We start from the raw sequence: 25,135 nt of genomic DNA on the forward strand, positions 1-25,135 counted from the left end.
TTCCATTATAAAGGACTTTTTGTTTGCCTAAAATAATAAAATTGAAGATTTTGAGTCTTTTTAATAGTTAATTTAAATTAATGCAACACTAGTGTTATGGAGATGATATATTAAAGCTGGCGTATTCTTATGTACATAGTAAAGAGATTGCGGAGGATTTAGCTCAAGATATTTTTATTAAGTGTTATAAAAATCTTCACACATACAATGGTAAATCAAAGTTTAAAACATGGCTTTGGCGCATTGCTATCAATCATTGTAAAGATTTTTTGAAAAGTTGGTATAACAACAAAGTCATTATGACTGAAAATCAATATCCCACTTCTTACATAAATAGATCAGGGATAGAAGAAAAGGTTATTCAGAAGCAGGAAGACCAACAATTAATTTCAGCAATCATGCTGCTTCCGGTTAAGTATCGAGAGGTTATTTACCTATATTATTTTGAAGAGAACTCAATTAAAGAAATTGCACTGGTGACTGAAACCGGTACTAATACCATTAAAACAAGGCTTAGACGTGCGAAAGCACTTTTAAAAAATGCACTGGAGGAGAAAAAATGGATAAGCGTTTAAAACAATTAAAACAAAAAGTAAATAAACAAGCGTTTAATAGCTTAAAGTTTACCTCTTTTCATAAGAGGAAAGTGAAAGAAGCCGTCTTACGCCATCAGCATAGTGAAGGTGAAATTCTCGTAGCAATTATGCAATTGCTAGTAAGTGAACAAAATGGGTATGAGCTTTGCAGTTTAATACGCAGCAGAGGAATTTTTCACTTTGAAAATAATGAAGGGGCTCTATACGTCTTATTACACGAATTAGAAAGTCGACGATTAATTGATACAAGATGGTCTACAGAAGAAATTAAGTATTATTACTTAAATCAACAAGGGAAGAAAGCGTTGAAAAAAGCAGAGAAGCGAATGCAATCCAAAAAGTTGAGCTTTCATGAAATTTTAGAGGGGTAACGCTATGATTAATCAGAGAAATACATTTTTACAAACGATAAAAGAACAAATTAAATCAAAAGAGGCTCAAGAATACGTAACAAAAGAACTTCAACATCATTTAAACGAGGCAAAAGATTATTGGAAACAAAAAGGCGTAGATTCAGATGAGGCAGAGCAAAAGGCCATCTTACATATGGGCAACCCTATTGTATTAGGTCAAAAGCTAAATCAGATTCATCGACCTAAAATTGACTGGATTACAATTAGTTTATTAATTACGAGCCTTCTATTAGGTTTTCTACCACTAGTTGCGATAGGCTACGCTCAAGTCAATTACTTTTTAGTGCATAAGTTATTGTTTATGGTCTTTGGCATAGCGCTTGCCATACTTTTGATGCTTATTGATTATAGAAAGTTGATGAATAAGGGGCTGGGATTTTATTTAGTGGGCTGTTTTTTACTTTTATATATTATTTATAGATCTGACTCAGGGGTATTTTCTCTTACTGTAAAAGTAGGACCGCTCACAATTGAAAGCCTAATGGCTCTGCCATTTTTCTATTTAACTTGGGCGTCTTTTTTTCAAAGTCGGCAATTTAAAATTTGGCAATTTATGATTTTATTCACTATAAGCGCTATTTTGTTTAGCATGACGGCGAGCACAACCGCATTCTTTATTTATGGTGTGATGACCTTTTCTATGATTTGGTGGAGCAAGTTTAATAAAATAAAAATCATGTTAGTATTAGGTAGCTTTTTTATGATGATTTTTATTTATATAGGAGTTTCTCTACAGCAAATGAAGGCTTATCAAATCGAAAGCCTATTAGCATTTCTTAATCCTTATGAATTCATTACCGGAAATTCTCTAAGGTTTCAAATCCCACAGGTTCATGAAATGATAAAAAGCTCTGGTTGGTTTGGAACAAAAGAAACAACTGCGTTTATTCCAGAAGCTCACACGAATTTTGTTTTTCTTAGTTTTATTTATCATTACGGCTGGCTATTAGCTCTTATTCTGTTAGGAATTCTTAGTCTCTTGGTGATTCGGATTGTACAAGTAACGGGTAAAATAAACAATTCGTATAGTAAACTGCTATTAGTTGGAGCTGTAAGTGTATATGCAACGCAACTGATTGCAAACGTTGGAATGCTGGTTGGCTTTTTCCCATTAACAAGCATGCCAATGCCTTTTATTAGCTATGGTTTGATGCCCATTGCTCTTAATTCCTTTTTTATTGGAATGGTGTTGAGCGTATATAGACGAAAAGATATAGCAATGAACTAAAGACAAAGAGCTTCTCTTTTCGTTTTTCTACTTTACATAATAAGACTATACGCAACTATAACAGTTATCCAATATATGGACATAGTGAGAGCTCTAAATTAAAATTAACACCAGCAAATCTAGTTACAAGGGGAATAGATATGGCACATACATATAAAATTGAAAAAGCAGTGCTAAGTGATGTAAAGGGGATCATTTCACTGAGAGTTGAACTGTTAAAAGAAGTGAACGAGATTAAAACACAGGAAGAAGAAAAGACAGTGATGGAAGCAACGGAAAGATACCTAAAAGAAGCGATGGAAAAAGGGGAGTTTGTCTCGTTTGTTGCCAAGGATGGAGAAGAGATTGTTAGCGTAAGTGGCTTATCTTTTTTTACGAGACCACCTTATTTAGAAAACTTAAAAGGCAAGGAAGCCTATCTTTTAAACATGTACACGCTCCCTTCTCATCGGAAGCAAGGATTGGCGCGAAGAATCCTTCAAGAATGCATGAAAGAGTGTCAAAAACGCGAAGTGAAAAGAGTGTGGCTACATGCTTCACAAGCGGGAGAGCCGCTGTATAAAAGCATAGGATTTCAGTTTAAAGGTAGTGAAATGGAGTTGGTTTTGCATGAAAATGAAGGAATATCTTAATAAAGCGTTTCCTGAAGTTGAGCTAATCCCAAGCCTTTATTATCAATGGGATCTGAGTATCCATTTTACGCTGGGGCAAAATAGTTATCAATTGACGGATAAGGGTGAAACAAACATAGGTTACTTTGCGAAGGTTTACAATCAAGTACACACAATATTTAATGAGGTTTTCGAAGGGGATGATGAGCTATTTCTTGTGACAAATTTATATAAATATATAGGAGAGAAACAACCTACACGGAAGCTAAACGTCTACAACCGCTATGTTAAAAATAAAAGGTTGTTAACGCATCTTCAAGTTGAGACATACCCGTATCCGTTTGAAATTGAAGAAGGTAAGTATGAAATGCAGCAGTTTTCTTTACGTTGTAAGGTGAGAGACATTAAAGTTAATTCGCTTATAAAAGCTGCTATTCATGAGGACTTTCCCCTAAAGCCAAAGCTTGGTGGCTATCCACCAGGTTATCCAGATGTATTCTTCGTTAATGTGACGAAAAACGTAATGTTATTTATTTACGATGACCGAGGCTGTGAAGTGCTTGGTCTTGATAAACAACAGATGAACAATATCTATAAAAAATATAGGAAATGGGTTGATGAACTCGATCGTGGGAAAATAGAACGTAGCTTACAATAAACAGTAAGGAGCTACAAGCTCCTTACTGTTTCGTTGTTTAAGAACAGCATTCACATTCCGTAGTATCTGCAGCAGGCAAAGCGGATAGATTACCTTTTGGATAGAAAAACTCCCATTCGTTTCCATCAGGGTCTGTTACCCAAAATTTATCCTGTAGGGCGTAGCAGCAGTTTGTGTCCATTTCCTCACGAGCAAAAAAACCTTCTTTTTCTAAGCGGACTTTATGTTCATAGATTTCGCTAGCAGCTTCTATTTGAAATCCAAAGTGATTTATTTGGTTTCCTTTTACTTCATCCCGTACGTTTAGCGTGAAATTTAGCCCAGGTTGATTTAATAAAAACTTCGCATAATCTACTTTTACTTTCACAGGCTTAACTCCAAAAAGCTTTTCATAAAAAATGACTGATTTTTCTAGATTTGTGACGTTTACGCCTACGTGAACATATTTCATAAAATATTCCCCCTAAGAATTTTTTTGAGTTTTTAGCAGAACTAATAGGTTAAGATGAGCAAGAGCTTTCTTTACGAAATAAACAGCAGAGCTCATCCGATAAAAGGTGATTTACTTCTTCATTGTTTAATGCGTAATAGCTCCATGTGCCTTTTGTTTCTTTCGTAATTAGATTAGCGTCTAGAAGAATCTTTAAGTGATAAGACAGCTTAGACTGAGGTATACCAAAAAAATCCGTTAAATCACATACGCAGGTTTGACCGCGCTGACACAGCTCATGCATAATTTCTAATCGTCGTTCATCAGCAAGTGCCTTAAATTTTTGTTCATATTGTTTGAATGAATATGTCATAATAACGCTCCTTAATCAAATTTTTTTGATTTATTGTGTAAATGCAAGGTAGGCTTTTTCAAAGTTAGAATAAGTTGTTTTGCCTCTAAGAAGTGGATCATAGTTGAAGAATCGTTTAAATATAAGCTCTTTAGCTTCATGTGCTTTCATCGTTTGAGTGTTCATAACTAGTTGAAAATAAGAAATAAAGTACTCTACTGAAAGGTTTCCAGAATTGTTTACTCTCACTTGTTCATCACCTTTACTTTCTTCATCAAATTTTCTTGATGAATTAAGCATAGATGGAAATTTCAGATAAATCAAGTTATTTAATCAAATTTTTTTGATTTATTAAAATTGGCTTATGCCTCAAGACGTTCATACTTTTTTATTTACCGCTGATACTAAAAAAGTCTTGAAAATTATTTCAAACAATATTATAGTTCACATAAACATATAAGCAAATTATTATATATTGATTCAGTTGTGAAGGGGAGGTGTCATAATGGAAACTAAAACGGTCGTTGAAATCGAAAAAGCGGCTCAAATTTTAAAGCTGCTCGGTGATAAAACGAGATTATCTATGATGAAGCTGATGGAACATAGTGAGTGCTGTGTATGTGAATTTGTTGATATTTATGGTGCAAGTCAGCCAGCAATCAGCCAGCATCTCCGCAAGCTAAGAGATGTAGGGCTAGTAAGAGAAAGACGAAAAGGACAATGGATTTTCTATTCGCTTAATAAAGAAAGCGAGAATTATCATTTTATACTTAGTATACTCGCGTCGATACCAAGCCAAGATCAACGCTTAAAAGAGTTAGAAGAAAAAGGGCTTCGTATTAATTGTTGTGAGTAATTGGAGGGTAATAAACAGTTAGAATAAATCTATAAATATCTATAAAAAAATATTGATTTTTCATACATTTCATAATATAATAGAATTATCCACTAATTCAAAGGAGAATGAAATGTATGAAAAAATACAGTATTGGTCAATTCGCAAAAGAAATCGGAGTAACAGTTCAGACTTTAAGAAATTGGGATAAGACAAATAAATTAAATCCACAATATACTGCACCTTCTGGACACCGTTATTACTCTCAACAACAACTTGAATATTTTCTTGGTTTACATTCTCCTGAATCAGAATCGAGAATAACTATCGGCTACTGTCGAGTATCTTCTCATAAGCAAAAGGATGATTTGCAGAGACAAGTGGAAAACATGGAATCATACTTACTGTCTCAAGGTAATCCATTTAAGATTGTGAAAGATATAGGTAGTGGCATAAACTACAACAAAAAAGGGTTAAATGATGTTATTGATTTAGTCCTAAATTACAAAGTAGATAGAGTTGTAGTTTTATACAAAGATAGGTTATTACGATTCGGATTTGAACTCTTGGAAAATTTATTTGCTAAATACGGAACAAAGATTGAGGTTATCGACAATACTCCAAAGACAGATGATCAAGAGTTGGTCGAAGATTTAATTCAAATTGTTACTGTATTTAGTTGCAAATTACAAGGGAGACGGGCGAATAAGGCTAAGAAATTAATTAAGGAGTTGAAAGAGAATGATACTAGCAAAGAAGATACGAATTAAACCAACTAAAGAACAAGAAATTCAACTATGGAAATCTACTGGTGTGGCAAGATGGGTATACAATTGGACATTAGCTAGACAACAAGAAAATTATCAACGAGGGTTGAAATTCTTATCTGACAATGTTTTAAGAAAAGAAATCACACAAATTAAAAAACAAGAGGACTTCCAATGGTTGAGTGAAGTATCAAATAATGTAGCTAAACAAGCTGTTAAAGATGCTTGTGATGCATATAAGAGATTCTTTAAAGGTTTGGCGAAACGTCCAAGATTCAAGTCTAAGAAGAAATCTAAACCTTCTTTCTATAATGACAATGTGAAACTTAAAGTAAAAAAGAACACGGTGTTAATTGAAAAAGTAGGATGGGTTGCAACTTCTGAGCAAGTCCCAATGGGAGTGAAATATACTAATCCTAGAGTATCTTTTGACGGAAAGTATTGGTATATCTCTGTTGGAGTAGAGCAAGAACAAGTAAAACAAGAATTAACGAATGAAGTAATTGGAGTAGATTTAGGAGTTAAAGAATTAGCAATTTGCTCGAATGAAATGGTGTTCAAAAACATTAACAAAACAAAAGAAGTGAGAAAGATTGAGAAACGTTTACGTAGGTTACAGCGAAGCGTTTCTCGAAAATATGAGATGAATAAGGAGGGAAACCGATTTGTCAAAACATGTAACATTATAAAAATCGAAAAGCAAATACGAAATCTACACAGACGGTTAGCTAACATTAGAAACAATCACATTCATCAAGCAACAAATACAATAGTGAAAACCAAACCTTGTAAAGTTGTGATGGAAGATTTGAATGTAGTTGGAATGATGAAAAATCGTCATTTAGCTAAAGCAGTAGCCAAACAAAAGATGTATGAATTTCTCCGTCAAATGAAATACAAATGTGAAAAATACGGAATTGAATTTATACAAGTTGGACGTTTCTTCCCATCTTCTAAAACATGTTCGTGCTGTGGACAAATTAAATCAGATTTAAAATTATCTGATAGAGTTTACAAGTGTGACTGCGGATTAGAGATAGATAGAGATATGAATGCTGCGTTAAATTTAGCTAAATATGGAGAATTAGTAGCTTAGTCACTTACAAGACACTACTAATGTGTAGGGTTCGTTGTACCCGAATTAACGCCTGTGGAGTATCATATCAAATGTGAGTAGCTTCGGCAAAAGCAGATACAAAGAAACAGGAAATAAACATTGCTTATAGATTTTTATAGGTTTTTGGCAACGGTTAAAATTTGACATCAGTTGTTTTAGCATCACTGATCTTTTTGGTGACTTTAGTGTTTGTTATCTGGCAGCCAAAGAATTTATCGATTGGCTGGTCGGCGATGGGGGGAGCAGTTATTGCTCTTCTAGTTGGCGTTGTTAACTTCGGTGACGTTTGGGACGTAACGCAAATTGTTTGGAACGCTACGTTAACGTTTATTGCTATTATTATTATCTCATTAATTTTAGATGAAATTGGCTTTTTTGAATGGGCAGCGCTTCACATGGCGCGTGCTGCTGGTGGAAATGGTATTCGTATGTTTGTGTACGTTTCCTTACTTGGAGCGTTAGTTGCTGCATTTTTTGCAAATGACGGTGCGGCCCTTATTTTAACGCCGATTGTACTTGCAATGGTTCGAGCATTGAAGCTCGATGAAAAGATGGTATTTCCGTTTATTATTGCAAGTGGATTTATAGCTGACACAACATCGTTACCGCTTGTGGTAAGTAACTTAGTAAACATCGTGTCTGCTGACTTTTTTGGTATTACGTTCTCAGAATATGCGTCTCGCATGATTATTCCAAATTTCTTTGCACTGTTTGCGAGTATTTTAGTACTGTATTTATATTTCCGAAAAAGCATTCCAAAGCGCTATGATGTAACCCATTTACAGGAGCCAGTAGCAGCGATTAAAGACCAAAAAATGTTTCGTTTATCTTGGTTTGTCTTAGCTCTGCTTCTAGTCGGTTACTTTGTAGGAGAGTTTATAGGCATGCCTGTTTCTATTATTGCAGGTATCATTGCCGTATTCTTCTTGCTTATGGCAAGAACAAGTCCTGCAGTTCAAACAAAAACTGTATTAAAAGGTGCACCTTGGGCAGTTGTCTTTTTCTCAATTGGTATGTACGTAGTTGTGTACGGTCTTCGTAATGCAGGGCTTACTGAAGTGTTAGCAAACGTTATTCAAGCAGTTGCCGACCAAGGATTGTTCGCGGCAACAATCGGTATGGGCTTTATTGCAGCGATTCTATCATCCATTATGAATAATATGCCGACTGTCATGATTGACGCATTAGCTATTGATGCCACTGCGACATCTGTAACCATTCGAGAAGCACTTATTTATGCCAATGTTATTGGATCTGATTTAGGTCCAAAGATTACCCCAATTGGTTCTTTAGCTACTTTATTATGGCTTCACGTTCTTTCAACAAAAGGAGTGAAAATTTCGTGGGGCACGTATTTTAAAACAGGTATTATCTTAACCATCCCAACATTGTTTATTACGCTTGTTGGTTTATATATTTGGTTACTCATACTTTCATAACAGACAAAAAAGGAGATGCTACACATGACAAAAAAAACAATTTACTTCCTATGCACAGGTAACTCTTGCCGTAGCCAAATGGCAGAAGGTTGGGCAAAAAAGTATTTAAGTGATGAATGGAATGTATACAGTGCAGGTCTTGAAGCACATGGGTTAAATCCAAATGCTGTAAAAGCAATGAAAGAAGCAGGTATTGATATTACAAATCAAACATCTGATGTAATTGACCCTGAGATTTTAAACTCTGCAGATTTAGTAGTGACGTTATGTGGTCACGCAGCTGATCACTGTCCAGTGACGCCACCACACGTAAAGCGCGTGCACTGGGGCTTTGATGATCCAGCAAAAGCAGAAGGAACAGAAGACGAAAAATGGGCGTTTTTCCAACGAGTACGTGATGAAATTGGAGCTCGCATCCAACGTTTTGCTGAAACTGGTGAGTGAAAAATAGATAAGTCGAGAGCTAGCCTCTCGACTTTTTATATTTATTGGACAGGAGGAAACTAAGTTTTTGGTCCAAGATTCATATAAATAGTGATACAAATCATATATTTTTAAGGTGTAGAGGATGAACAGTGAAAACTATCAATCCCTTATTTATAATCGCATTTTAATTGGTGGTACGTTAGATGTAAAAGAAATGATACTGGCAAATCCAGTAGATATAATCTATGATTTGGGAGCAGAGGCTCTCGAACATGATGAACCAACACTGCGTGTACCCATGCCTATAGTAGATGATAAAGAGCGACAAGACGAATCAATTGAAAGAGCTATCCGTGCAGTTGTTTCATCATATAAAGAAGGTAAGAAAACCTATTTCCACTGTGCAGGTGGGAGTAATCGTACAGGTACAGTAGCGATGGGTGTATTACTGGCCCTTGGAGAAGCAGAAGCAGGTAGCATAGAAGAAGCAGAGAAAAAAGCGAAAGCTACTAGATCAAAAATTAATATAAAACCTGAAATGAAAGCTTCTCTTCAACGCTTATTTCCTAATGCTTAAAGGCGTTGATAAAATGTTAGGTCAGACGTCGTTTTTACGTGTATAAAGTGTTGAAAGCTACATTCTTTGAGTTTAATAGCAGAAAACGATATACTTGACGAAGTGAAGATTTTTAAGTCAGGGGGAATCATTGTTATGAGTTTTATGCCTAAAGCTATTTTCTTAGATATGGACGGTACGATTTTAAACCGCTCGAATCGAGTAACAATTGAGACAAAAGAAATTATTGATGACCTACGTGCACAAGGAATCTTCGTCTTTATTGCAACAGGAAGAGCTTTTGATGAAATAGCAGAGCTAGTGCCTGAAGGCTTTGAAGTAGATGGATTCATTACATCCAATGGTATGGCAGGACATGTGGGAGGCGAAATGGTCTTTAAGCATTCACTGTCACGCGAATTGGTTGAAAGAGTCATTGAAAAAGCACGGGAAAACCAAGTTTATTACGAATTATTCCCATATGGAGCACCGCGAATGACGCTTCAACAAGACAGAGAATATGTTGAACATGAAGTTCGTGAGCCAAAGCCAGAAAGCGTTGAAATTAATGAATGGCTTTCAAGAAAAAAAGCTATCGGAGAAGAGATTCAGTGGCAAGAGAAAATTGAAGGCAGTGAATTCTCCAAGTTTTATTTCTTTGCTAGAACCTATGAGCATATTAATAAATGGAAAGCGGAGCTTGAAGAGTTAAAGCAAGAGATGGATTTTACAATGTCCATTTCATCGCCTCATAACGTAGAGGTGATGGTTGCGAATGTTAATAAAGCAACTGGAATTCAACAGATGCTCAAACACTTTAACTTACCGCATGAAGATATTTTAGGTATCGGAGACAGTAATAATGACCTGCCAATGTTTAAGTACGTTGGATATGCAGTAGCCATGAAAAATGCCGGTGACCATATTAAAGATATTGTAGATGACGTGACAGAGTATAGCTGTGATGAAAACGGCGTTTATCATTATCTTTCTAGATTTAAAGTGGAAAAAACCAATTCGATTATGCCAAACGCATAATCTAAGAAGTTAACGAGATTCTTTGCTCGTTAGCTTTTTTATGTATGAAAAAAGTTATAAAATCGAAACCTAATATTAATAAAGTCAACGTGGTGGCTAGTCGTTTACTATGTAGTTATGATTATTATTTCTTATTTAGGTTCATTTGGCGGAGAGCTTGGAGTGTTAGGAAACCCTTTAAATCTATTTTTAATTGCTGTTATTTCCTTAATAATTTACTACTGGGCAAAACATTCTGGCTTGCCAAAAGCCATTATTGATGAAGATGATTAACAATAAGCACCCTGATACGTTACGTATCAGGGTGCTTATTTAAATAATTGGTTTGTTCATTTTATAAGTTGGATAGCAGTAATAAGGCGGTCTAGGACCAATTTTTGGCATGGACCACGAATTATTAATGTACACCATTTTTACTTTATCATCTGATTGATTTACTAAAAGCAGCTGTACTTCTTTATTAAACTCATATTTCACTCTGTTCATCTCCTCGTACTAAGAACTTGTTGATTCCCCTCCGTCTACGTGCAAAACTTGCCCTGTAACGAATCTCGAATCATCAGATGCTAAATATACATATGTTGGAGCAAGTTCAAACGGTTGGGCTGCACGTTCGAGTGGATTAAAAGAACCAAATACGGCCACTTGGTCTGAAGAAAAGCTAGCTGGAATAAGAGGTGTCCACGTTCGACCAGGAGCTACGGCGTTCACGCGAATTCCTTTTTTTGCTACGCTTTTAGCTAAAGCGCGCGTAAAGCCAACGTTTGCAGCTTTCGTTGCAGTGTAGTCAATAAGCTGTTTTTCACCTACATAAGCAACAACCGAAGCTGTATTAATAATTGAGCTTCCTTCTTTTAGATGTGGAAGAGCTGCTCGCGTCGTATAGAAATGAGAATAGATGTTGACTTTAAACGTTTCATCAAACTGTTCATCCGTAATATCTACAAGGTCTAGCTGCTGAAATTGAATGCCCACATTATTGCAAAGGATATCAAGCTCACCAAACGTTTCAATTGTTTGGTCAACAATGGCAACGCACTGCTTTTTTTCTCTCAAATCACCAGGCAACAACAAACAGCGCTGACCGAGTTCTTCAACTCGAGATTTCGTTCGATTTGCATCTTCGTGTTCGTTTAGATAGGCAATGGCGACATCAGCGCCTTCCTTTGCAAATGCAATGGCAGCGGCTGCACCAATTCCGCTATCGCCTCCCGTAATTAGCGCAACTTTTCCTTTAAGTTTCCCGCTTCCTTGATAGTTTGGGTTTTCAATAATAGGAAGGGGAACCATTAATTTTTCTACACCCGGTTGACTAAGCTGACGCTGTTCGGGAACATTGATGGGAATTTCTTTAAACTGGGTAATGTTCCCATAGTTTGGGTAAAGGGGATAAGGATCATTTTGCATTTCGCTCTTGAATTTTTCTTGCAATTCTTTAATTTGACGCAGCTGTTCTTGATCTCTCTCGTTCATATAAACCTCCTATAGAACAAATTTACTTCTATAGCATCTCTATGCTCACTTTGATAAACAAATGAAGAGAATATTTTGTAAAAGGGGAGTATTCATAAAAAAAGTAGGAACATAACGCGTGTTATGTTCCTACGTGATAAAGTTATTCTTTCATTTTTAATAACCGTAAACTATTTAAAATAACGAGTAAGGCTGCGCCTGTATCACTTAATACGGCAATCCAAAGCGTCAGCCAACCAGGGAAGATAAAGATTAACGCAATAGCTTTAATGATAATAGAAAACCAAATGTTTTGCTTGATAATCTTTAAAGCTTTGCGGCTAAGTTTTATGGTGTGCGGAAGCTTCTCTAGATTATCAGCCATGAGAACGATATCTGCTGTTTCCATTGCTGTATCGGTGCCAGCTCCACCCATTGCGATGCCGAGGTCAGCGGTAGCAAGAGCAGGAGCATCATTAATTCCATCACCCACCATTGCGGTTTTATAACCTTCAGCCTGCAGCTTTTGAATTGCTTTGACTTTGTCTTCTGGCAAGAGGTTAGCAAAATATCTCTCTACGCCAGCTTCTTTAGCAATAGTTTTAGCAGTTCCTTCATGATCACCTGTTAGCATGACAGTTTGTTTAATACTTGTGTTTTTTAAGTTTTGTAAAGCGGATACAGTTGTGCTACGAATGGTATCTGCTACGCTAATCACACCTAAAAGCTCTTTTTCTGTTCCTACAATAATAATCGTTTTCCCGCTTTCTTCAAAACGCTCAACGTGAGTCTGCAAATTCTCAAAAGTAGTTCCTAGTTCAATGAACAGCTTTTTATTTCCAGCGTAATAATTAGTTCCGTTGATGGTTGCCTGAACACCTTTTCCGGTAATGCTTCTAAAGTTAACTCCGTCTAACGTATCAACGTTTCTTTCATCCGCGTATGTCACAATAGCTTTTGCAATGGGGTGATTAGAATAAGCTTCAAGGGTTTTTATAACAGCAAGTAAGTCTTGTTCAGATTTCAATGCAATTACATCTGAAACAGCTGGTTTTCCTTCTGTTAGTGTGCCGGTTTTATCAAACGCAATAGCGTTTATAGCGCCAGCTTTTTCTAGAAAGGTTCCGCCTTTAATTAACACACCATTTTTTGCGGCGTTGCCAATAGCTGATACAATCGCGACTGGTATGGAAATAACTAAAGCACAAGGGCACGCTACGACTAAAAGCTCAAGTCCTTTATAAAACCACTCACTCCATAGTCCGTCAAAAACGGGAGGGAGAACCATAACGAATAGCGCTAAAATAAAGACAATAGGTGTATAAATAGCGGCAAACTTATCAATAAACGCCTGAGTAGGGGCTTTTTTCTCCTGAGCTTCCTCAACTAGATGAATGATTTTTGAAATCGTTGTATCTTTCACTAGCTTTGTTACTTTAATTTCAAGAGAGCCGTTTTCATTAATTGTGCCAGCATATACGGTATCACCAACCGCTTTATCAACGGGAATAGACTCTCCTGTAATAGGAGCTTGATTAATGCTAGAATCACCTTGGATAATCTCTCCATCTAAAGGAATACGGTCTCCTGGTTTTACGACTAGAACATCACCAAGGGCGACGTCTTCAACCGCTTTTTTGATTAAGGTATTGCCGGTTTTTACCCAAGCATCAGGAGGGGCTAAATTCATCAAGTTACGAATGGAGTTTCTTGTTTGTTCAATTGATCTTGTTTGAAGCATGACGCCTAAAGCAAAGAGCCAAACAACAGTAGCACCTTCTAGCCATTCTCCAATAATTGCTGCTCCGAGTGCAGCAACGGTCATTAAGACATTCATATCGAGTGAACGGCTTTTAATCCCGTAGTATGCACTTTTTGCGGGCTTGTAGCCGCTAATAATCATCGCGATGGCATATAAAACGTTACTTATTAATAATGGAATTCCAAAGAGAGAGCTGGTGAATCCCAATGCAATAAGTACACCAGAAGTAATTACCGGAAGCGTATTTGTTTTTTGAGAAGAAGAAACTGTTCTGCTACTCGTAATCAAGGTAGCCGTATAGCCGGCTTTTGATATTTCACGAATAATCTCTTCTGTAGGGGTGTCGTGCTCTACCTGCGCTTTTCCAGTTGAAAAGTTGACGCGAACATCTTGAACGCCAGATATATTTTTTAAGTGATTCACAATGGTATTTGCGCATGCTGCACAGTCCATTCCTTCAATTAGGTATGTCTTTGAGTTTTGGTGATGAAGAGGTTCAATGTCAAAACCAAGCTTTTCTACCTGACGTATAATTGGAGAGAATGCAGATGAATGAGCAGCGGAAACCTGTAATTTTCCTGTGCTGTAATTTAGGTTTATTTCATGAATGTCATGTAGATTTCGCAAGCTCTTTTCAATGGTAGCAGCACACGATGGACAGTCCATTCCATAGACGCGATACGTTTCAATTTGTCCAGGGTTTTCTAGATTAATAGACTCAGAGGGCTCACTAGTACAACAAGATGAATGCGTATGATGCTTTTGTAAACTGGCGCTGCTTGAACCGCAGCAGGATGCTGTTTGTGTTTCATGCTGTTCTTGGCAACAGCTTTTTTCTCCTTTATAACTTTCTCGATCGGAATGTGCCATTTCTTTCAACTCCTCATAGTATACAAAAAGCTTAGCTCGTTACGGATGAATCGTTCTTAAACATCGTTACAACCAATTGCTTAATGTGCTCATCAGTTAACGAATAAAAAGCAAGCTTACCATCTTTTCGATAGCTCGCAATATCTAAATTGCGTAATAGTCTTAGGTGATGAGAAGCAGTAGCAACCGTACATTCCACAATATTTGCCACGTCACATACGCATAGTTCATCACTTTGACAAAGAGCAAGTACAATTTTTAATCGTGTTTCATCAGCTAATGCCTTGAGTGTTTTTGTGACTGCTTGAATGCTTTCAGTATGAATCGATGGCTTAATTCGATTGACTTTTTCTTCGTTAAAACAATAAATATCACAGCGATCCTTTGCCATAGAAATCTCCCTTCATTCAAATAATCGTTTGAATATAGTATATTACAAAGATAATAAAACGTTCAAACAAATATTTGAATGTAAATAAGATAAGTACACAAAAAAGAGTTTGGGACATAACAAAATGATTGCTTCTAAAAGACGAACACTAGCTGTTCCCATCTCTTTAGTTTGTCTCAACACGTTCGTTCCATTCCACCCTGTTTCCAACATTGTTTTCACAATCAACAAAAAACCTGAATGATTAAAAGTTATGAACTCTCAATCGTTCAGGTATAGTAAGGACTGAACTACTTATGTCTCAGTCTCTTTCACTCTTATCATTTTAGGTTCTTTTTAATGTACTTTACAATCTTGTGAAGCTCTGTTACTGCCGGGCGGCCAAATGGGCTGGTTTGCTGCTGTTGGTATAAAAGCTTGCCATTTTCGTCAACAAGGAAATAAGCAGGTTCACCGTGCGTTCCGTGATCTTCGTATGGAGAATCCTCACTATGATAGTATACGTCGAACGCTTTTAATGCTGTTAAATCCTTGTCTTGTAATATTGGGAACGCCAAATCATTTTTTTCTGCTAGTTCTTGCAAGCTTTCTTGTTGGTCGGTTGAAATTGCTAATAAATGCACGTTTTGTTCATCAAAGAAACCTTTATGCTCTTGAAAATCTTTTAATTCACTTTCACAAACTGGACACCATGCTCCGCGGAAAAATACGATTAAATGCCAGCTTTTATGTTCCTGTTGATGCTGATCAAACGAAAATGTTTCACCTGTAATTGTTGGTAGTGTGAAGGTAGGAATTGTATCTCCTAATTGAAACTTTGCCATTATGAATCTCTCCTTTAATAAAAGTTTGAGTAACTACTTTGTAAGCTATATGTATAGTACCCGGAATCCTAAGATTGTAATCTTAAAAAATAGATATTCCTTTTTATAGAAAGAGATGAAACTTTAGTAAGGTTGAGTTAGGATATAAACGGAGGAATGCATAGAATTCAAACTAATAGTGAAAGGAGAACCCACGATGTACATAACGTATCATACACCAGAAGAACAAGATTTAAGCGAGTTAATGGTCATTGAAAGACTGGGCTTCACTCCTGAAGAAGCGGCAACTGAAAGCGCAATGAAAGAAAGAATCCAAGTTATAGCTGATTCGTTTATCATTGCGAAAGATAAAGAAGGGAAAATTACTGGATACGTCGTAGGCCCAGTCATTCCTACACGTTATTTAACGGATGATTTGTTTGAAAAAACGAATCTAAATCCAAAGGAGGGAGGCTTCCAAAGCGTACTTAGCTTAGTTGTTCATCCGGATTATCGAGGGCAAGGTATTGCTCGTAAACTATTAAATGAGTTAGAAGCTGTGTGCGTGAACCGGAAAAGAGAAGGGATTACGCTTACTTGCTTAGAAGAACTCGTTTCTTTTTATGAAGAAAACGGTTATCGTAATGAAGGGAAATCAAACTCAACACATGCAGGTGAGGTTTGGTTTAATCTCGTAAAAGAAATGTTGTGAAAATAGAGTAGGTTCGAAGTGTGGGTTGTTTTCTATACTAGTAGTACAAATGATTTATGAATATGCAGAAATATTCACAAATATGCTTAGGAAGTATTGACAATACAGTTTTTTCTTCATACAATTGAAAATGATTATCAGAGTCATTCGAGAGGGGACAACACGGTGTTTAAGAAGAAATTTTATTACAGTATTTTTATAAGTATGCTTTTATTATCAGTTTTTTTAACAGCTTGTACTAATAGTGCCAGCGAGGTAAAAAAAGACGATAATATGTTAACGATGGCTTGGCCGAGAGATGTGGGAGAAATGAATCCACACGTATACAATCCGTCCCAATTATTTGCACAATCGATGGTATATGAACCATTAGTAAGTTATCAAGAAGGCGGGAAATTACAGCCTGAGCTTGCTGAATCTTGGGAAATATCTGAAGATGGCAAGAATTATACGTTTCACTTACGTAAAGGCGTGAAATTCTCTGATGGCACTGATTTTAATGCAGAGATTGTGAAAAAGAATTTTGACGCAATTCTTAAAAATAAAGATTTACATAGCTGGTTAGGCTTTATGAACAAAATTGACCAGGTTAATGTAATTGATGACAACACGTTTCAACTATCTTTAACCGAACCTTACTATCCAACAATTCAAGAGCTAGCAGTTGTTCGACCAGTTCGCTTCTTAGGAGAAGCAGGTTTCCCTAAAGACGGAGATACGTCAAAAGGTGTTGAAAAAGAAGTGGGAACAGGGCCTTGGATTTTAGATGAATACAAAAAAGATGAATATGCAATTTATAAGCGAAATGAGAACTATTGGGGAGAGCTTCCAAAAGTTGAGAAAATTAAAGTGAAAGTAATTCCTGATGCAGAAACGAGAGTGCTTGCTTTTGAAAAAGGTGAAGTAGACTTGCTCTACGGTGAAGGCTCAATTAGCTTGGACACGTTTAAACAATTAGAAGCGAATGATACCTATGAAACAAGCATTTCAGAACCTGTTGCAACAAGACAGCTTGTCATGAACACGAAAAAGGAACAGCTTGCAGATGAGCGCGTTCGTCAAGCACTACAGTATGGTTTTAATAAAGCAGCAATGGTTGAAGGCGTGACGTCAGGCGTAGAGGAGAAAGCGGATAATATTTTACCGACGAATTTTCCATATACAAAAAATCTTGACGCCAAACCAGTAGATTATGATGTGAAAAAGGCTGAAGCGTTGTTAGATGAAGCTGGATGGAAGTTACCAAAAGGAAAAGAAGTGCGAGAAAAAGACGGACAGCCACTAGAAGTGGAATTAATGTATGACTCAGCAGAGAACATTCAAAAAACAATGGCTGAAACGCTGCAGGCTGAATGGGCAGCTCTTGGTGTAAAGCTAAACATTGTTGGCGTGGAGTTAGCTGAGCAAGTTCAGCGATTTAAAGGTAATGAGTTTGATATTAACTTCTTTAGTAACTATGGGGCTCCCTATGATCCTCACACATTTGTAAACGTTGTGGCTTCAGACGGTTACGGCTTTAAGGAGGCTATTTCAGCTTACCCTAACAAAGATGAGCTGATTAAACAAATGGTAGAAGTTCCAAAAACAACGGATGAAAAAGAACGACAAGAGTTATATACATCAATTCTAACATCTTTACAAGAGCAAGGGGCGATTGTACCTATCTCTTATATTAAGAAAACAGCAGTCTATCAAAAACAAGTAAAAGACTTTACTTTCCCTGCTAATCGAGATGAACATCCATTTGCAGGTATTAACATTAAACAGTAAGTAGTTAAGAGGTGTGCGTTATGGGCTATTTTATACTAAAACGAATGATGTCAATTGTTCCTGTATTTCTTTTTGTAATGCTTATTACAACTGGAATGATTCATCTTTCGTCTGTTGATCCAGCTGAAGCATATTTGGCAGCAGCCCATATCCAGCCAACAGATGAGATTTTAGAACAAAAAAGACAAGAATTTGGATTAGATCATCCATTTTTTCTTCAATATGTACATGCAATTATCAGGATATGCCAGCTCGACTTCGGCATATCCTATCTTTCAAATCAGCCGGTTTTAGATGAAGTAATGGTCCGCTTGCCAGCTACGCTGCAGCTAGCTTTTGGAAGCTTTGTAATTGCGATCATTGTCAGCGTCCCTTTAGGGTTTATCGCTGGAATAAAGAAGAATAGTGCTGTTGACCATATCAGCCGAGTCATCTCTTTTTTCGGAGCATCTATTCCTACATTTTGGTTAGGATATATTTTAATCTTTTTCTTTTCTGTTAAGCTTGATCTGTTTCCGGTGGAAGGGGTTGGGACTTGGAAGCATCTTGTGTTGCCAGCGATTACCCTTGCTATTCCGCTAATTGCTATGTATACAAGGCTACTGCGTACGAGTGTTCTAGAGAACTTAGAAGAACCCTATGTGTTATTTGCTAGAACACGAGGAATTAGTGAGAGGGTAATTATGACAAAGCACGTCTTACGGATTGCTATTTCTCCAATGATTACGGGACTTGGAATGAACCTTGGTAAGTTGCTTACAGGAACAATCATCGTTGAATCGGTCTTTTCGTGGCCTGGGTTTGGCCGCTATTTTATTGAAGCAATTTTTAATCGAGATATTCCTGTCATTCAATGCTATGTGTTAATTGCGGCTGTTTTATTTATTGTTAGTAGTTTGATTGTGGATTTAATTCAAATGTACATTGATCCTCGGATTTCAAGGAAAGAAGGATAGTAGTGATGAAGTTAGGCATTTATAAACTATTTAAATCTCAAAAGGTAATTGCAATTTGTTCGATTATATTAGGGATTCTTTTTATCACTGCTATATTCGCTCCTTTCATTGCGCCTAATGATCCAATTGCTGTTAATCTAGCTCATAAGCTTCAGTCACCGTCTTTTGAATATCCGCTTGGAACGGACCATCTAGGTCGCTGTACGTTTTCACGTCTTTTATATGGAGCGCGCATTTCATTGGGGTTTGCGACGCTTATTTTCGTTTCATCACTGGTAATAGGGTTATTGGTGGGAGCCTTTTCAGGATATAAAGGTGGTTGGATTGATCAGTTTTTAATGAGGCTATGCGACGGTATTATGGCGTTTCCAAGTCTAATTCTTGTTCTTGGACTTGTTGGTATACTTGGACCAGGACTTTCACAGGTTGTTTTTGCCTTAATCCTTGTGCAGTGGGCTTATTACGCGCGGATGTTTAGAGGAATGGTACTGAGCTTAAAAGAACAAAATTTTATTGCTGCTGCGAAAGTTAGCGGTTCATCACAATGGAAGATTATTCGAAAGCATATCATCCCAAACGTACTGCCTCCACTTGCTGTCATGGGTACACTCGAAATGGGATGGGCCATCATGGATATATCTGCAATGTCTTTTCTTGGACTAGGAGTCCAGCCTCCAACACCAGAGTGGGGCGCAATGATTCATGAAGGGAAATCCTATATTCGAACAAACCCTGAACTAATGCTGTATCCAGGCTTAGCCATCATGCTTGTCGTGGTTACGTTTAATTTATTAGGTGAAGCTTTATCAGAGCGATATGGAAGCAAACGTCAGTTCTAAAAGGAATGAAGAAGTTGGAACATATTTTACAAGTGAAGAATTTACACGTATACAAAAAAGCAGCGAGTGGCCACACTTCTTTGGTTCAAAATATTAATTTAAATCTAAAGCGTGGCGAAGTGCTAGGATTAATAGGAGAAAGTGGCTCAGGAAAAACTGTCACCAGCACAGCAATCCTACAGCTGTTTCAGCAAAAAAACGTACATGTCGATGGGAGTATTCTTCTAAACGGTAAAGAGCTTAACGGACTGGATGAAAAAGAAATGCGTACCGTTCGTGGTAAAGAAATTGCCTTTATCATGCAAAACCCAATGAATGCTTTCACACCGGTTTTTACAATTGGGCATCAATTTGTTGAAACGATTCGCTCTCATACAAAATGGAATAAGAAACAAGCTAGAGAGATGGCTGTGGAAGCGATGAAAGCCGTCAATTTACCTGATCCAGCCAGCATTTTAAAGCAGTATCCTTTTCAGCTAAGTGGGGGCATGCTTCAGCGCGTGATGATTGCTTTTGCGGCTTGTTTAAATCCAGCTGTTATTATTGCAGATGAACCGACAACTGCTCTTGATGTTTATAATCAAAAGAAAGTATTACTTCATTTAAATAATATTCGCGCTGATTATGGGTCAGCTATTTTATTAATTTCGCATGATTTAGGCGTGATTGCTGAAATGGCTGATCAAGTAGCAGTTATGAGAAAAGGTGAAATCGTAGAACAAACAGATGTATTTAAATTATTTGATTATCCAAAGCATGAGTATACGAAGAAGGTTTTACAATCTAGACCCATGTTAAATCTAGATTAATCATTAATTCGTAAAGAGGTGAAGAAATGACTTTATTACAAGTGAATAACGTTAGCCATCGCTATAAAAGCAGGAGTTTTTTTAAAAAAGAAAGCCATTCAAGAGAAGTGCTTTCTGATATCTCATTTTCTATAGAAAAAGGAACATGTCTAGGACTGCTTGGGACAAGTGGAGCCGGTAAAAGTACGTTAGGGAAAGTAATCCTTGGCTTAGAACAGCCTGAGCATGGTGAAGTCTTATTTCAAGGTCAGAATCTTTACAAAGCAGATAAGAAAATTCATCAGCAAATTCGCCGTGATCTTCAAGTGGTGTTTCAAGATTCATATTCTTCGGTTAACCCCCGTTTAACAGCAGAACGCATTATTGCTGAACCGCTAGAAAACTACGAAAGCTTAACGATAGCACAGCAAAAGAAAGCTGTTATCGAACTGTTGGAAAGAGTAGGACTTAGTGAAAATGATTTGAAGAAATATCCTCATCAGTTTAGCGGTGGACAGTTGCAGCGAATTAATATTGCAAGGGCAATTGCATTAAAGCCAAAATTAATTGTATTAGATGAAGCGGTTAGTAGCCTGGATATGGTGACCCAAACATTAATACTAGAGCTATTGCAAGGATTAAAAGAAGACTTCCAGCTATCTTATCTTTTCATTACGCATGATATTAAAGCTGCGTATACAATCAGCGATAGAATTGGAGTATTAGAAAAAGGAAAACTAGTACAACAGTATGATTCAAAACATGAGTTTTTCACTTCGGAACATTCAGCAGTGAAAGAAATGAGAAGCTCGATTCTTGCAGAGCATCCGCGCTTTCGTTCGATTGGAACAAAAGAAAAAGCGTATGCCCATGCGTAAAAAAGCCTTGGTTTTTATAATCAAGGCTATTATCTTTGAAAAAAGGAGCGTGGCTTATTGAATTATCGTACATATCTTGCTTTAGCAATTCCACTCACCATTTCAACGATGACGACACCCTTATTAGGAGCTGTCGACACGGCCGTGGTTGGACGACTTTCAGATCCAGCGTATATTGGCGGTGTAGCAGTTGGAGCACTTATTTTTAATACATTATATTGGCTGTTTGGTTTTTTGCGCGTTAGCACATCTGCTTTTGCAGCACAAGCTAATGGAGCCAACAGTTCTGAGCAAGGAATCCTTGCGTTGTCCCGTCCATTTTTAATCGCTCTAGCGGTTGGACTTATTTTTATTCTGCTACAGGTACCGATTCAGCGTGCAGCTTTGGCAATTGTGTCTCCAGATGCAGCCGTAAGTCGATTCGCTGTTGAATATTTTACAATTCGCATATGGGGAGCACCCTTTACATTAATGAATTATGTGATTTTAGGCTGGCTGATGGGAATGGCTAAGATTAAGCAATCTCTCTCATTGCAAATTATAACGAACGTATTAAACATGACGCTTGCCATTCTATTCGTAGAGGTCTTTTCTTTTGGAGTAAAAGGCGTCGCAGCTTCTACATTAATAGCGGAAGTCACAGCATTTATTTTAGGATTATTCATTGTTTCTAAAGCATCTCCGTTTAAGTGGAAAACACCTTCAATAGGTGTTCTATTCGATACAGCATCCGTTAAAAAAATGTTTAACGTGAATAAAGATTTATTCATACGTACGATTTGCTTGTTAGTTGTTATTAACCTATTTACAGCTAAAGGAGCTTCGTTCGGCACAGAATTTTTAGCAGCTAACGCGGTGCTATTTCAAATTCACTATATTATGGCTTACTTCTTTGATGGCTTTGCGAATGCTTCAAGTATTCTTGTTGGAAAAGCAGTGGGGTCTCAGGATCGAAGTTTGTATATCCAAACTTTATCTCTATCGAGGAAGTGGGCCGTCATTGTAGCTTTTGTAATAGCCGGGGTATACACAGCTTTCTTAGAACCAATCATTAAGCTTTTTACAACGTTACCTAGCGTTATTACGCTTGCTACTGAGTATGGAGTGTGGCTCATTTTATATCCGTTTGTAGCTTGTTTAGGGCTTGTCATGTACGGCCCATTCACCGGAGCAACCTATATTGCACCGATTCGAAACTCAATGCTTTATGCGATGCTTTTATACATCGTTGCACAGGTAGTAGCGACGCCGATATGGCATAATCACGGGCTTTGGCTAGCATTTACTTTATATACGGTTGGAAGGTCGGTATTTTTAGTTATGTATCTTCCTAGCTTAAATAGACGATTTTTAAGTCAACAGAACGCAGCTTAATAAATGTTTCAAAGGGTAGAAAATTGGAAAGAAATACGTGCATCAGTTATTCTGTAAATAGAATAACTGATAGGAGGCAATATAGATGATTACAGAACAGGATATAAAGCACCTTAAGCGCTGTGTGGAATTGGCTGAAAGCGCGCTTGAAGAAGGAAACCAGCCATTTGGTTCTATTCTAGTTTCAGAAGATGGCAACGTGCTTTTTGAAGACTATAACCGTATTTCAAGCGGTGACGATACGCAGCACCCTGAATTCTCAATCGCCCGCTATGCAGCCGAGCACTTATCAAAAGAAGAGCGAGCGCGTGCAATTGTTTATACATCAGGTGAACACTGTCCCATGTGCTCAGCTGCGCACGGTTGGGTTGGGTTAGGGAAAATTATCTATGCAAGTTCATCGAACCAGCTAGCCCAGTGGCTGCACGAGCTAAACGTTGCTCCGTCACCTGTGCGTAACCTATCGATTGAAGAAGTGGTGAAGGGTATTGAAGTAGAAGGACCTGTCCCTGAATTAGCTGAGGAAGTTCGGAAGTTGCATGTGAGGCTTCATAAGAAATAATGAGAGTAAACCTGCTGAAGATGATCAGCAGGTTTTTTATTGTATATGCTGTTTCAATTAATCTTAAATTTTCGTACAATAAAAAATAGTAAGATAAAAAAGGAGAAGGTTATGTTAAAACCTATTGGTAAACACATTTATTATTTAGATCATCAGCCTGATACGGACCGACCTTTGCTAGCAGCTGTTGTTGGGGAGAAGCACTGTCTAATGATTGATAGCGGTAATTCACCTGCTCATGCTGAACTGTTCCAAGTGGAGCTTCAAAACGTTACGGAAAAAAAGATTGATATTGTCGCGCTTACTCATTGGCACTGGGACCATACGTTTGGACTACAAGCTATTGATGCTGTAAGCGTTGCACATGATTTAACAAAAGCTAGATTAAAAGAATATCAGTCGTTTGCATGGGATAACGAGGCGCTAGATCAACGAGTGAGAGATGGAATTGAAATTGAATTTTGTCAGGAGATGATAAAAAAAGAGCTGCCTGACCGCTCTAATTTACATATTCAAACACCTGTTATTACATTTGATAAAAGCTTAGAAGTTGATTTAGGGGGCATAAGCTGCCGAATCGAGCATATTGGAGGCGACCATGCAGAAGACTCCTCAGTCATCTACATTCCAGAAGAAAAAATGGTGTTTTTAGGCGATTGTTTAAGCCCTGACTTTTATAGCGGAAGCTGGAGCTATGATTCTAGTAAGTTAGAAAAGGTTATCGAACAAGTACGCTCTTACAATGCAAACTGGTATGCAACATCTCATGATCATGTAGAAACAAAAGCTGAGCTCTTTAAATATCTCGACCAGCTACAGCAGCTATCCAAAATTGCTGAAGATTATCTGTCTGAACAAGAAATGCTTACTAAGTTTAAGGAAGAGGTACATAGAAGTCCTAATGAAGAAGAAAAAGAGCTACTGGACTATTTTCTACAAGGTAACCGAAAGAAGGAAAAGCAATGAAAGTATTAGAACTTAATCAACATGATTTGGAATTAATTGAAGCGGCTAAGCAAAAGATTACGGCACTGTATGAAGATGATAAGCATCATGTAGGAGCAGCTATTCGCTTAGCAACAGGTGAGATTATCTCTACTGTTCATATTGAAGCGTACATTGGCAGAGTGACCGTTTGTGCAGAGGCCATCGCTATTGGAAGTGCCGTTTCAAATGGGTATAAAAGCTTTGATACGATTGTAGCTGTAAGGCACCCTTATAGTGATGAAGAAGATCGAACCATTCGAGTGGTGAGCCCATGTGGAATGTGTCGCGAGCTTATTTCAGACTATGCACCAAACTGCTACGTGATATTGGAAGTAGACGGTAAATTAGTGAAAACGACAATTGGAGAGTTACTTCCTCTTAAGTATACAAGAAGATAAAAGAAGTAATGATTAATGCTCGGAAAGTCTGCTAAGGAAAAGTAGGCTTTTTTTAATGAAGAGGTTACTTTTTAGTGACTATATTACTTGGAAGTACGTACTTTTTTTTATCTCTTTATACGCGTCA

Annotated in this window: 31 protein-coding genes and 1 pseudogene; 23 read left to right on the forward strand and 9 right to left on the reverse strand. The window is 37.3% G+C overall.

The window, feature by feature from the left end:
- Positions 1-107 precede the first annotated feature (107 nt).
- The 5 genes from AS180_RS11170 to AS180_RS11190 all read left to right on the forward strand — a co-directional run bounded on the left by AS180_RS11170 (position 108) and on the right by AS180_RS11190 (position 3,506).
- Entirely contained in the window at positions 108-575 is a 468-nt protein-coding gene (locus AS180_RS11170; RefSeq protein ID WP_090752788.1) for a sigma-70 family RNA polymerase sigma factor, read from the forward strand.
- The gene (locus tag AS180_RS11175; RefSeq protein ID WP_025911931.1) at positions 560-967 is read left to right on the forward strand and encodes a PadR family transcriptional regulator; all 408 of its coding nucleotides are present in this window, start codon (positions 560-562) and stop codon (positions 965-967) included. Before AS180_RS11170 ends, AS180_RS11175 begins: the two co-directional genes overlap by 16 nt.
- A gap of 4 nt (positions 968-971) precedes the next feature.
- Positions 972-2,237: an FtsW/RodA/SpoVE family cell cycle protein gene (locus AS180_RS11180; protein WP_062686822.1), complete on the forward strand. Its 1,266-nt coding sequence runs from the start codon at positions 972-974 to the stop codon at positions 2,235-2,237.
- Positions 2,238-2,377: 140 nt separating this feature from the next.
- Positions 2,378-2,869 carry a GNAT family N-acetyltransferase gene (locus AS180_RS11185; protein ID WP_062686823.1) on the forward strand — a complete coding sequence of 164 codons (492 nt, stop codon included), beginning with the start codon at positions 2,378-2,380 and terminating at the stop codon, positions 2,867-2,869.
- Positions 2,847-3,506, forward strand: coding sequence for a DUF3885 domain-containing protein (locus AS180_RS11190; protein WP_025911927.1), 660 nt, complete (start codon positions 2,847-2,849; stop codon positions 3,504-3,506). The genes AS180_RS11185 and AS180_RS11190 overlap by 23 nt, the downstream gene beginning before the upstream one ends.
- A 37-nt stretch (positions 3,507-3,543) precedes the next feature.
- Here AS180_RS11190 and AS180_RS11195 read toward each other — a convergent pair whose 3' ends face one another.
- Genes AS180_RS11195 through AS180_RS11205 form a run of 3 tightly spaced genes read right to left on the reverse strand, consistent with a single transcriptional unit; the run spans position 3,544 to position 4,537 of the window.
- Entirely contained in the window at positions 3,544-3,957 is a 414-nt protein-coding gene (locus AS180_RS11195; RefSeq protein WP_062686824.1) for an ArsI/CadI family heavy metal resistance metalloenzyme, read from the reverse strand.
- 49 nt (positions 3,958-4,006) lie between these two features.
- Positions 4,007-4,309 (reverse strand): ArsR/SmtB family transcription factor, encoded by a 303-nt coding sequence (locus AS180_RS11200; protein WP_062686825.1) that lies wholly within the window; start codon positions 4,307-4,309, stop codon positions 4,007-4,009.
- 30 nt (positions 4,310-4,339) lie between these two features.
- Complete coding sequence (locus AS180_RS11205) at positions 4,340-4,537, reverse strand: hypothetical protein (RefSeq protein WP_025907646.1); 198 nt, start codon at positions 4,535-4,537, stop codon at positions 4,340-4,342.
- 256 nt (positions 4,538-4,793) lie between these two features.
- On the opposite strand from AS180_RS11205, the gene AS180_RS11210 reads away from it, so the two are divergent.
- The 8 genes and pseudogenes from AS180_RS11210 to AS180_RS22540 form a co-directional block, all read left to right on the forward strand.
- Positions 4,794-5,144 (forward strand): ArsR/SmtB family transcription factor, encoded by a 351-nt coding sequence (locus AS180_RS11210; RefSeq protein ID WP_025907647.1) that lies wholly within the window; start codon positions 4,794-4,796, stop codon positions 5,142-5,144.
- 116 nt (positions 5,145-5,260) lie between these two features.
- Positions 5,261-5,893 (forward strand): IS607 family transposase, encoded by a 633-nt coding sequence (locus tag AS180_RS11215; RefSeq protein WP_025907648.1) that lies wholly within the window; start codon positions 5,261-5,263, stop codon positions 5,891-5,893.
- Positions 5,865-6,986: an RNA-guided endonuclease InsQ/TnpB family protein gene (locus tag AS180_RS11220; protein WP_025907649.1), complete on the forward strand. Its 1,122-nt coding sequence runs from the start codon at positions 5,865-5,867 to the stop codon at positions 6,984-6,986. Before AS180_RS11215 ends, AS180_RS11220 begins: the two co-directional genes overlap by 29 nt.
- Positions 6,987-7,147: 161 nt before the next feature.
- Positions 7,148-8,446 (forward strand): arsenical efflux pump membrane protein ArsB, encoded by a 1,299-nt coding sequence (locus tag AS180_RS11225; RefSeq protein ID WP_062686826.1) that lies wholly within the window; start codon positions 7,148-7,150, stop codon positions 8,444-8,446.
- 24 nt (positions 8,447-8,470) lie between these two features.
- Positions 8,471-8,890, forward strand: coding sequence for an arsenate reductase (thioredoxin) (gene arsC, locus AS180_RS11230; protein ID WP_025907651.1), 420 nt, complete (start codon positions 8,471-8,473; stop codon positions 8,888-8,890).
- 124 nt (positions 8,891-9,014) lie between these two features.
- A complete protein-coding gene (locus AS180_RS11235; protein WP_025907652.1) occupies positions 9,015-9,449 on the forward strand; it encodes a protein-tyrosine phosphatase family protein in 435 nt (144 codons plus the stop codon).
- 135 nt (positions 9,450-9,584) lie between these two features.
- Positions 9,585-10,466 carry a Cof-type HAD-IIB family hydrolase gene (locus tag AS180_RS11240; RefSeq protein ID WP_025907653.1) on the forward strand — a complete coding sequence of 294 codons (882 nt, stop codon included), beginning with the start codon at positions 9,585-9,587 and terminating at the stop codon, positions 10,464-10,466.
- A gap of 78 nt (positions 10,467-10,544) precedes the next feature.
- Positions 10,545-10,739 (forward strand): annotated as a pseudogene (locus AS180_RS22540) (aspartate:proton symporter); the annotation flags it as partial.
- Positions 10,740-10,778: 39 nt separating this feature from the next.
- Here the strand turns inward: AS180_RS22540 and AS180_RS23225 are convergent.
- The 6 genes from AS180_RS23225 to AS180_RS11260 form a co-directional block, all read right to left on the reverse strand.
- Complete coding sequence (locus tag AS180_RS23225) at positions 10,779-10,943, reverse strand: hypothetical protein (RefSeq protein WP_175384198.1); 165 nt, start codon at positions 10,941-10,943, stop codon at positions 10,779-10,781.
- Positions 10,944-10,961: 18 nt separating this feature from the next.
- Positions 10,962-11,939, reverse strand: a complete 978-nt coding sequence (locus tag AS180_RS11245; RefSeq protein ID WP_025907654.1) for an SDR family oxidoreductase — start codon at positions 11,937-11,939, stop codon at positions 10,962-10,964.
- 142 nt (positions 11,940-12,081) lie between these two features.
- Entirely contained in the window at positions 12,082-14,550 is a 2,469-nt protein-coding gene (locus AS180_RS11250) for a heavy metal translocating P-type ATPase (RefSeq protein WP_025907655.1), read from the reverse strand.
- Between the two features lie 31 nt (positions 14,551-14,581).
- Positions 14,582-14,941 (reverse strand): ArsR/SmtB family transcription factor, encoded by a 360-nt coding sequence (locus tag AS180_RS11255; protein WP_025907656.1) that lies wholly within the window; start codon positions 14,939-14,941, stop codon positions 14,582-14,584.
- A gap of 42 nt (positions 14,942-14,983) precedes the next feature.
- Entirely contained in the window at positions 14,984-15,163 is a 180-nt protein-coding gene (locus AS180_RS22545) for a hypothetical protein (RefSeq protein ID WP_156413477.1), read from the reverse strand.
- Between the two features lie 98 nt (positions 15,164-15,261).
- The gene (locus AS180_RS11260; protein ID WP_025907657.1) at positions 15,262-15,765 is read right to left on the reverse strand and encodes a peroxiredoxin family protein; all 504 of its coding nucleotides are present in this window, start codon (positions 15,763-15,765) and stop codon (positions 15,262-15,264) included.
- Positions 15,766-15,961: 196 nt separating this feature from the next.
- Here AS180_RS11260 and AS180_RS11265 point away from each other — a divergent pair, with 196 nt between their 5' ends.
- The 10 genes from AS180_RS11265 to AS180_RS11310 all read left to right on the forward strand — a co-directional run bounded on the left by AS180_RS11265 (position 15,962) and on the right by AS180_RS11310 (position 25,008).
- The gene (locus AS180_RS11265; RefSeq protein ID WP_025907658.1) at positions 15,962-16,456 is read left to right on the forward strand and encodes a GNAT family N-acetyltransferase; all 495 of its coding nucleotides are present in this window, start codon (positions 15,962-15,964) and stop codon (positions 16,454-16,456) included.
- 204 nt (positions 16,457-16,660) lie between these two features.
- Positions 16,661-18,226 (forward strand): nickel ABC transporter substrate-binding protein, encoded by a 1,566-nt coding sequence (gene nikA / locus AS180_RS11270; protein ID WP_062686838.1) that lies wholly within the window; start codon positions 16,661-16,663, stop codon positions 18,224-18,226.
- Positions 18,227-18,246: 20 nt separating this feature from the next.
- Entirely contained in the window at positions 18,247-19,182 is a 936-nt protein-coding gene (gene nikB / locus AS180_RS11275) for a nickel ABC transporter permease subunit NikB (RefSeq protein WP_025907660.1), read from the forward strand.
- A 5-nt stretch (positions 19,183-19,187) separates the two neighbouring features.
- Positions 19,188-20,021 carry a nickel ABC transporter permease subunit NikC gene (gene nikC / locus AS180_RS11280; protein ID WP_025907661.1) on the forward strand — a complete coding sequence of 278 codons (834 nt, stop codon included), beginning with the start codon at positions 19,188-19,190 and terminating at the stop codon, positions 20,019-20,021.
- Between the two features lie 5 nt (positions 20,022-20,026).
- Complete coding sequence (gene nikD / locus AS180_RS11285; RefSeq protein WP_035319858.1) at positions 20,027-20,830, forward strand: nickel import ATP-binding protein NikD; 804 nt, start codon at positions 20,027-20,029, stop codon at positions 20,828-20,830.
- Positions 20,831-20,856: 26 nt separating this feature from the next.
- Positions 20,857-21,687 carry a nickel import ATP-binding protein NikE gene (nikE, locus tag AS180_RS11290; protein ID WP_025907662.1) on the forward strand — a complete coding sequence of 277 codons (831 nt, stop codon included), beginning with the start codon at positions 20,857-20,859 and terminating at the stop codon, positions 21,685-21,687.
- A 57-nt stretch (positions 21,688-21,744) separates the two neighbouring features.
- Positions 21,745-23,061 (forward strand): MATE family efflux transporter, encoded by a 1,317-nt coding sequence (locus tag AS180_RS11295; protein ID WP_062686827.1) that lies wholly within the window; start codon positions 21,745-21,747, stop codon positions 23,059-23,061.
- Positions 23,062-23,146: 85 nt separating this feature from the next.
- On the forward strand, positions 23,147-23,623 hold the full coding sequence (locus AS180_RS11300; protein WP_061785755.1) for a nucleoside deaminase: 477 nt from the start codon (positions 23,147-23,149) through the stop codon (positions 23,621-23,623).
- 111 nt (positions 23,624-23,734) lie between these two features.
- The gene (locus AS180_RS11305; protein ID WP_062686828.1) at positions 23,735-24,589 is read left to right on the forward strand and encodes an MBL fold metallo-hydrolase; all 855 of its coding nucleotides are present in this window, start codon (positions 23,735-23,737) and stop codon (positions 24,587-24,589) included.
- Positions 24,586-25,008, forward strand: coding sequence for a cytidine deaminase (locus AS180_RS11310; protein ID WP_025907665.1), 423 nt, complete (start codon positions 24,586-24,588; stop codon positions 25,006-25,008). The genes AS180_RS11305 and AS180_RS11310 overlap by 4 nt, the downstream gene beginning before the upstream one ends.
- Positions 25,009-25,135: the final 127 nt, after the last annotated feature.

Source organism: Priestia veravalensis (assembly GCF_001457055.1).
Taxonomy (GTDB): domain Bacteria; phylum Bacillota; class Bacilli; order Bacillales; family Bacillaceae_H; genus Priestia; species Priestia flexa.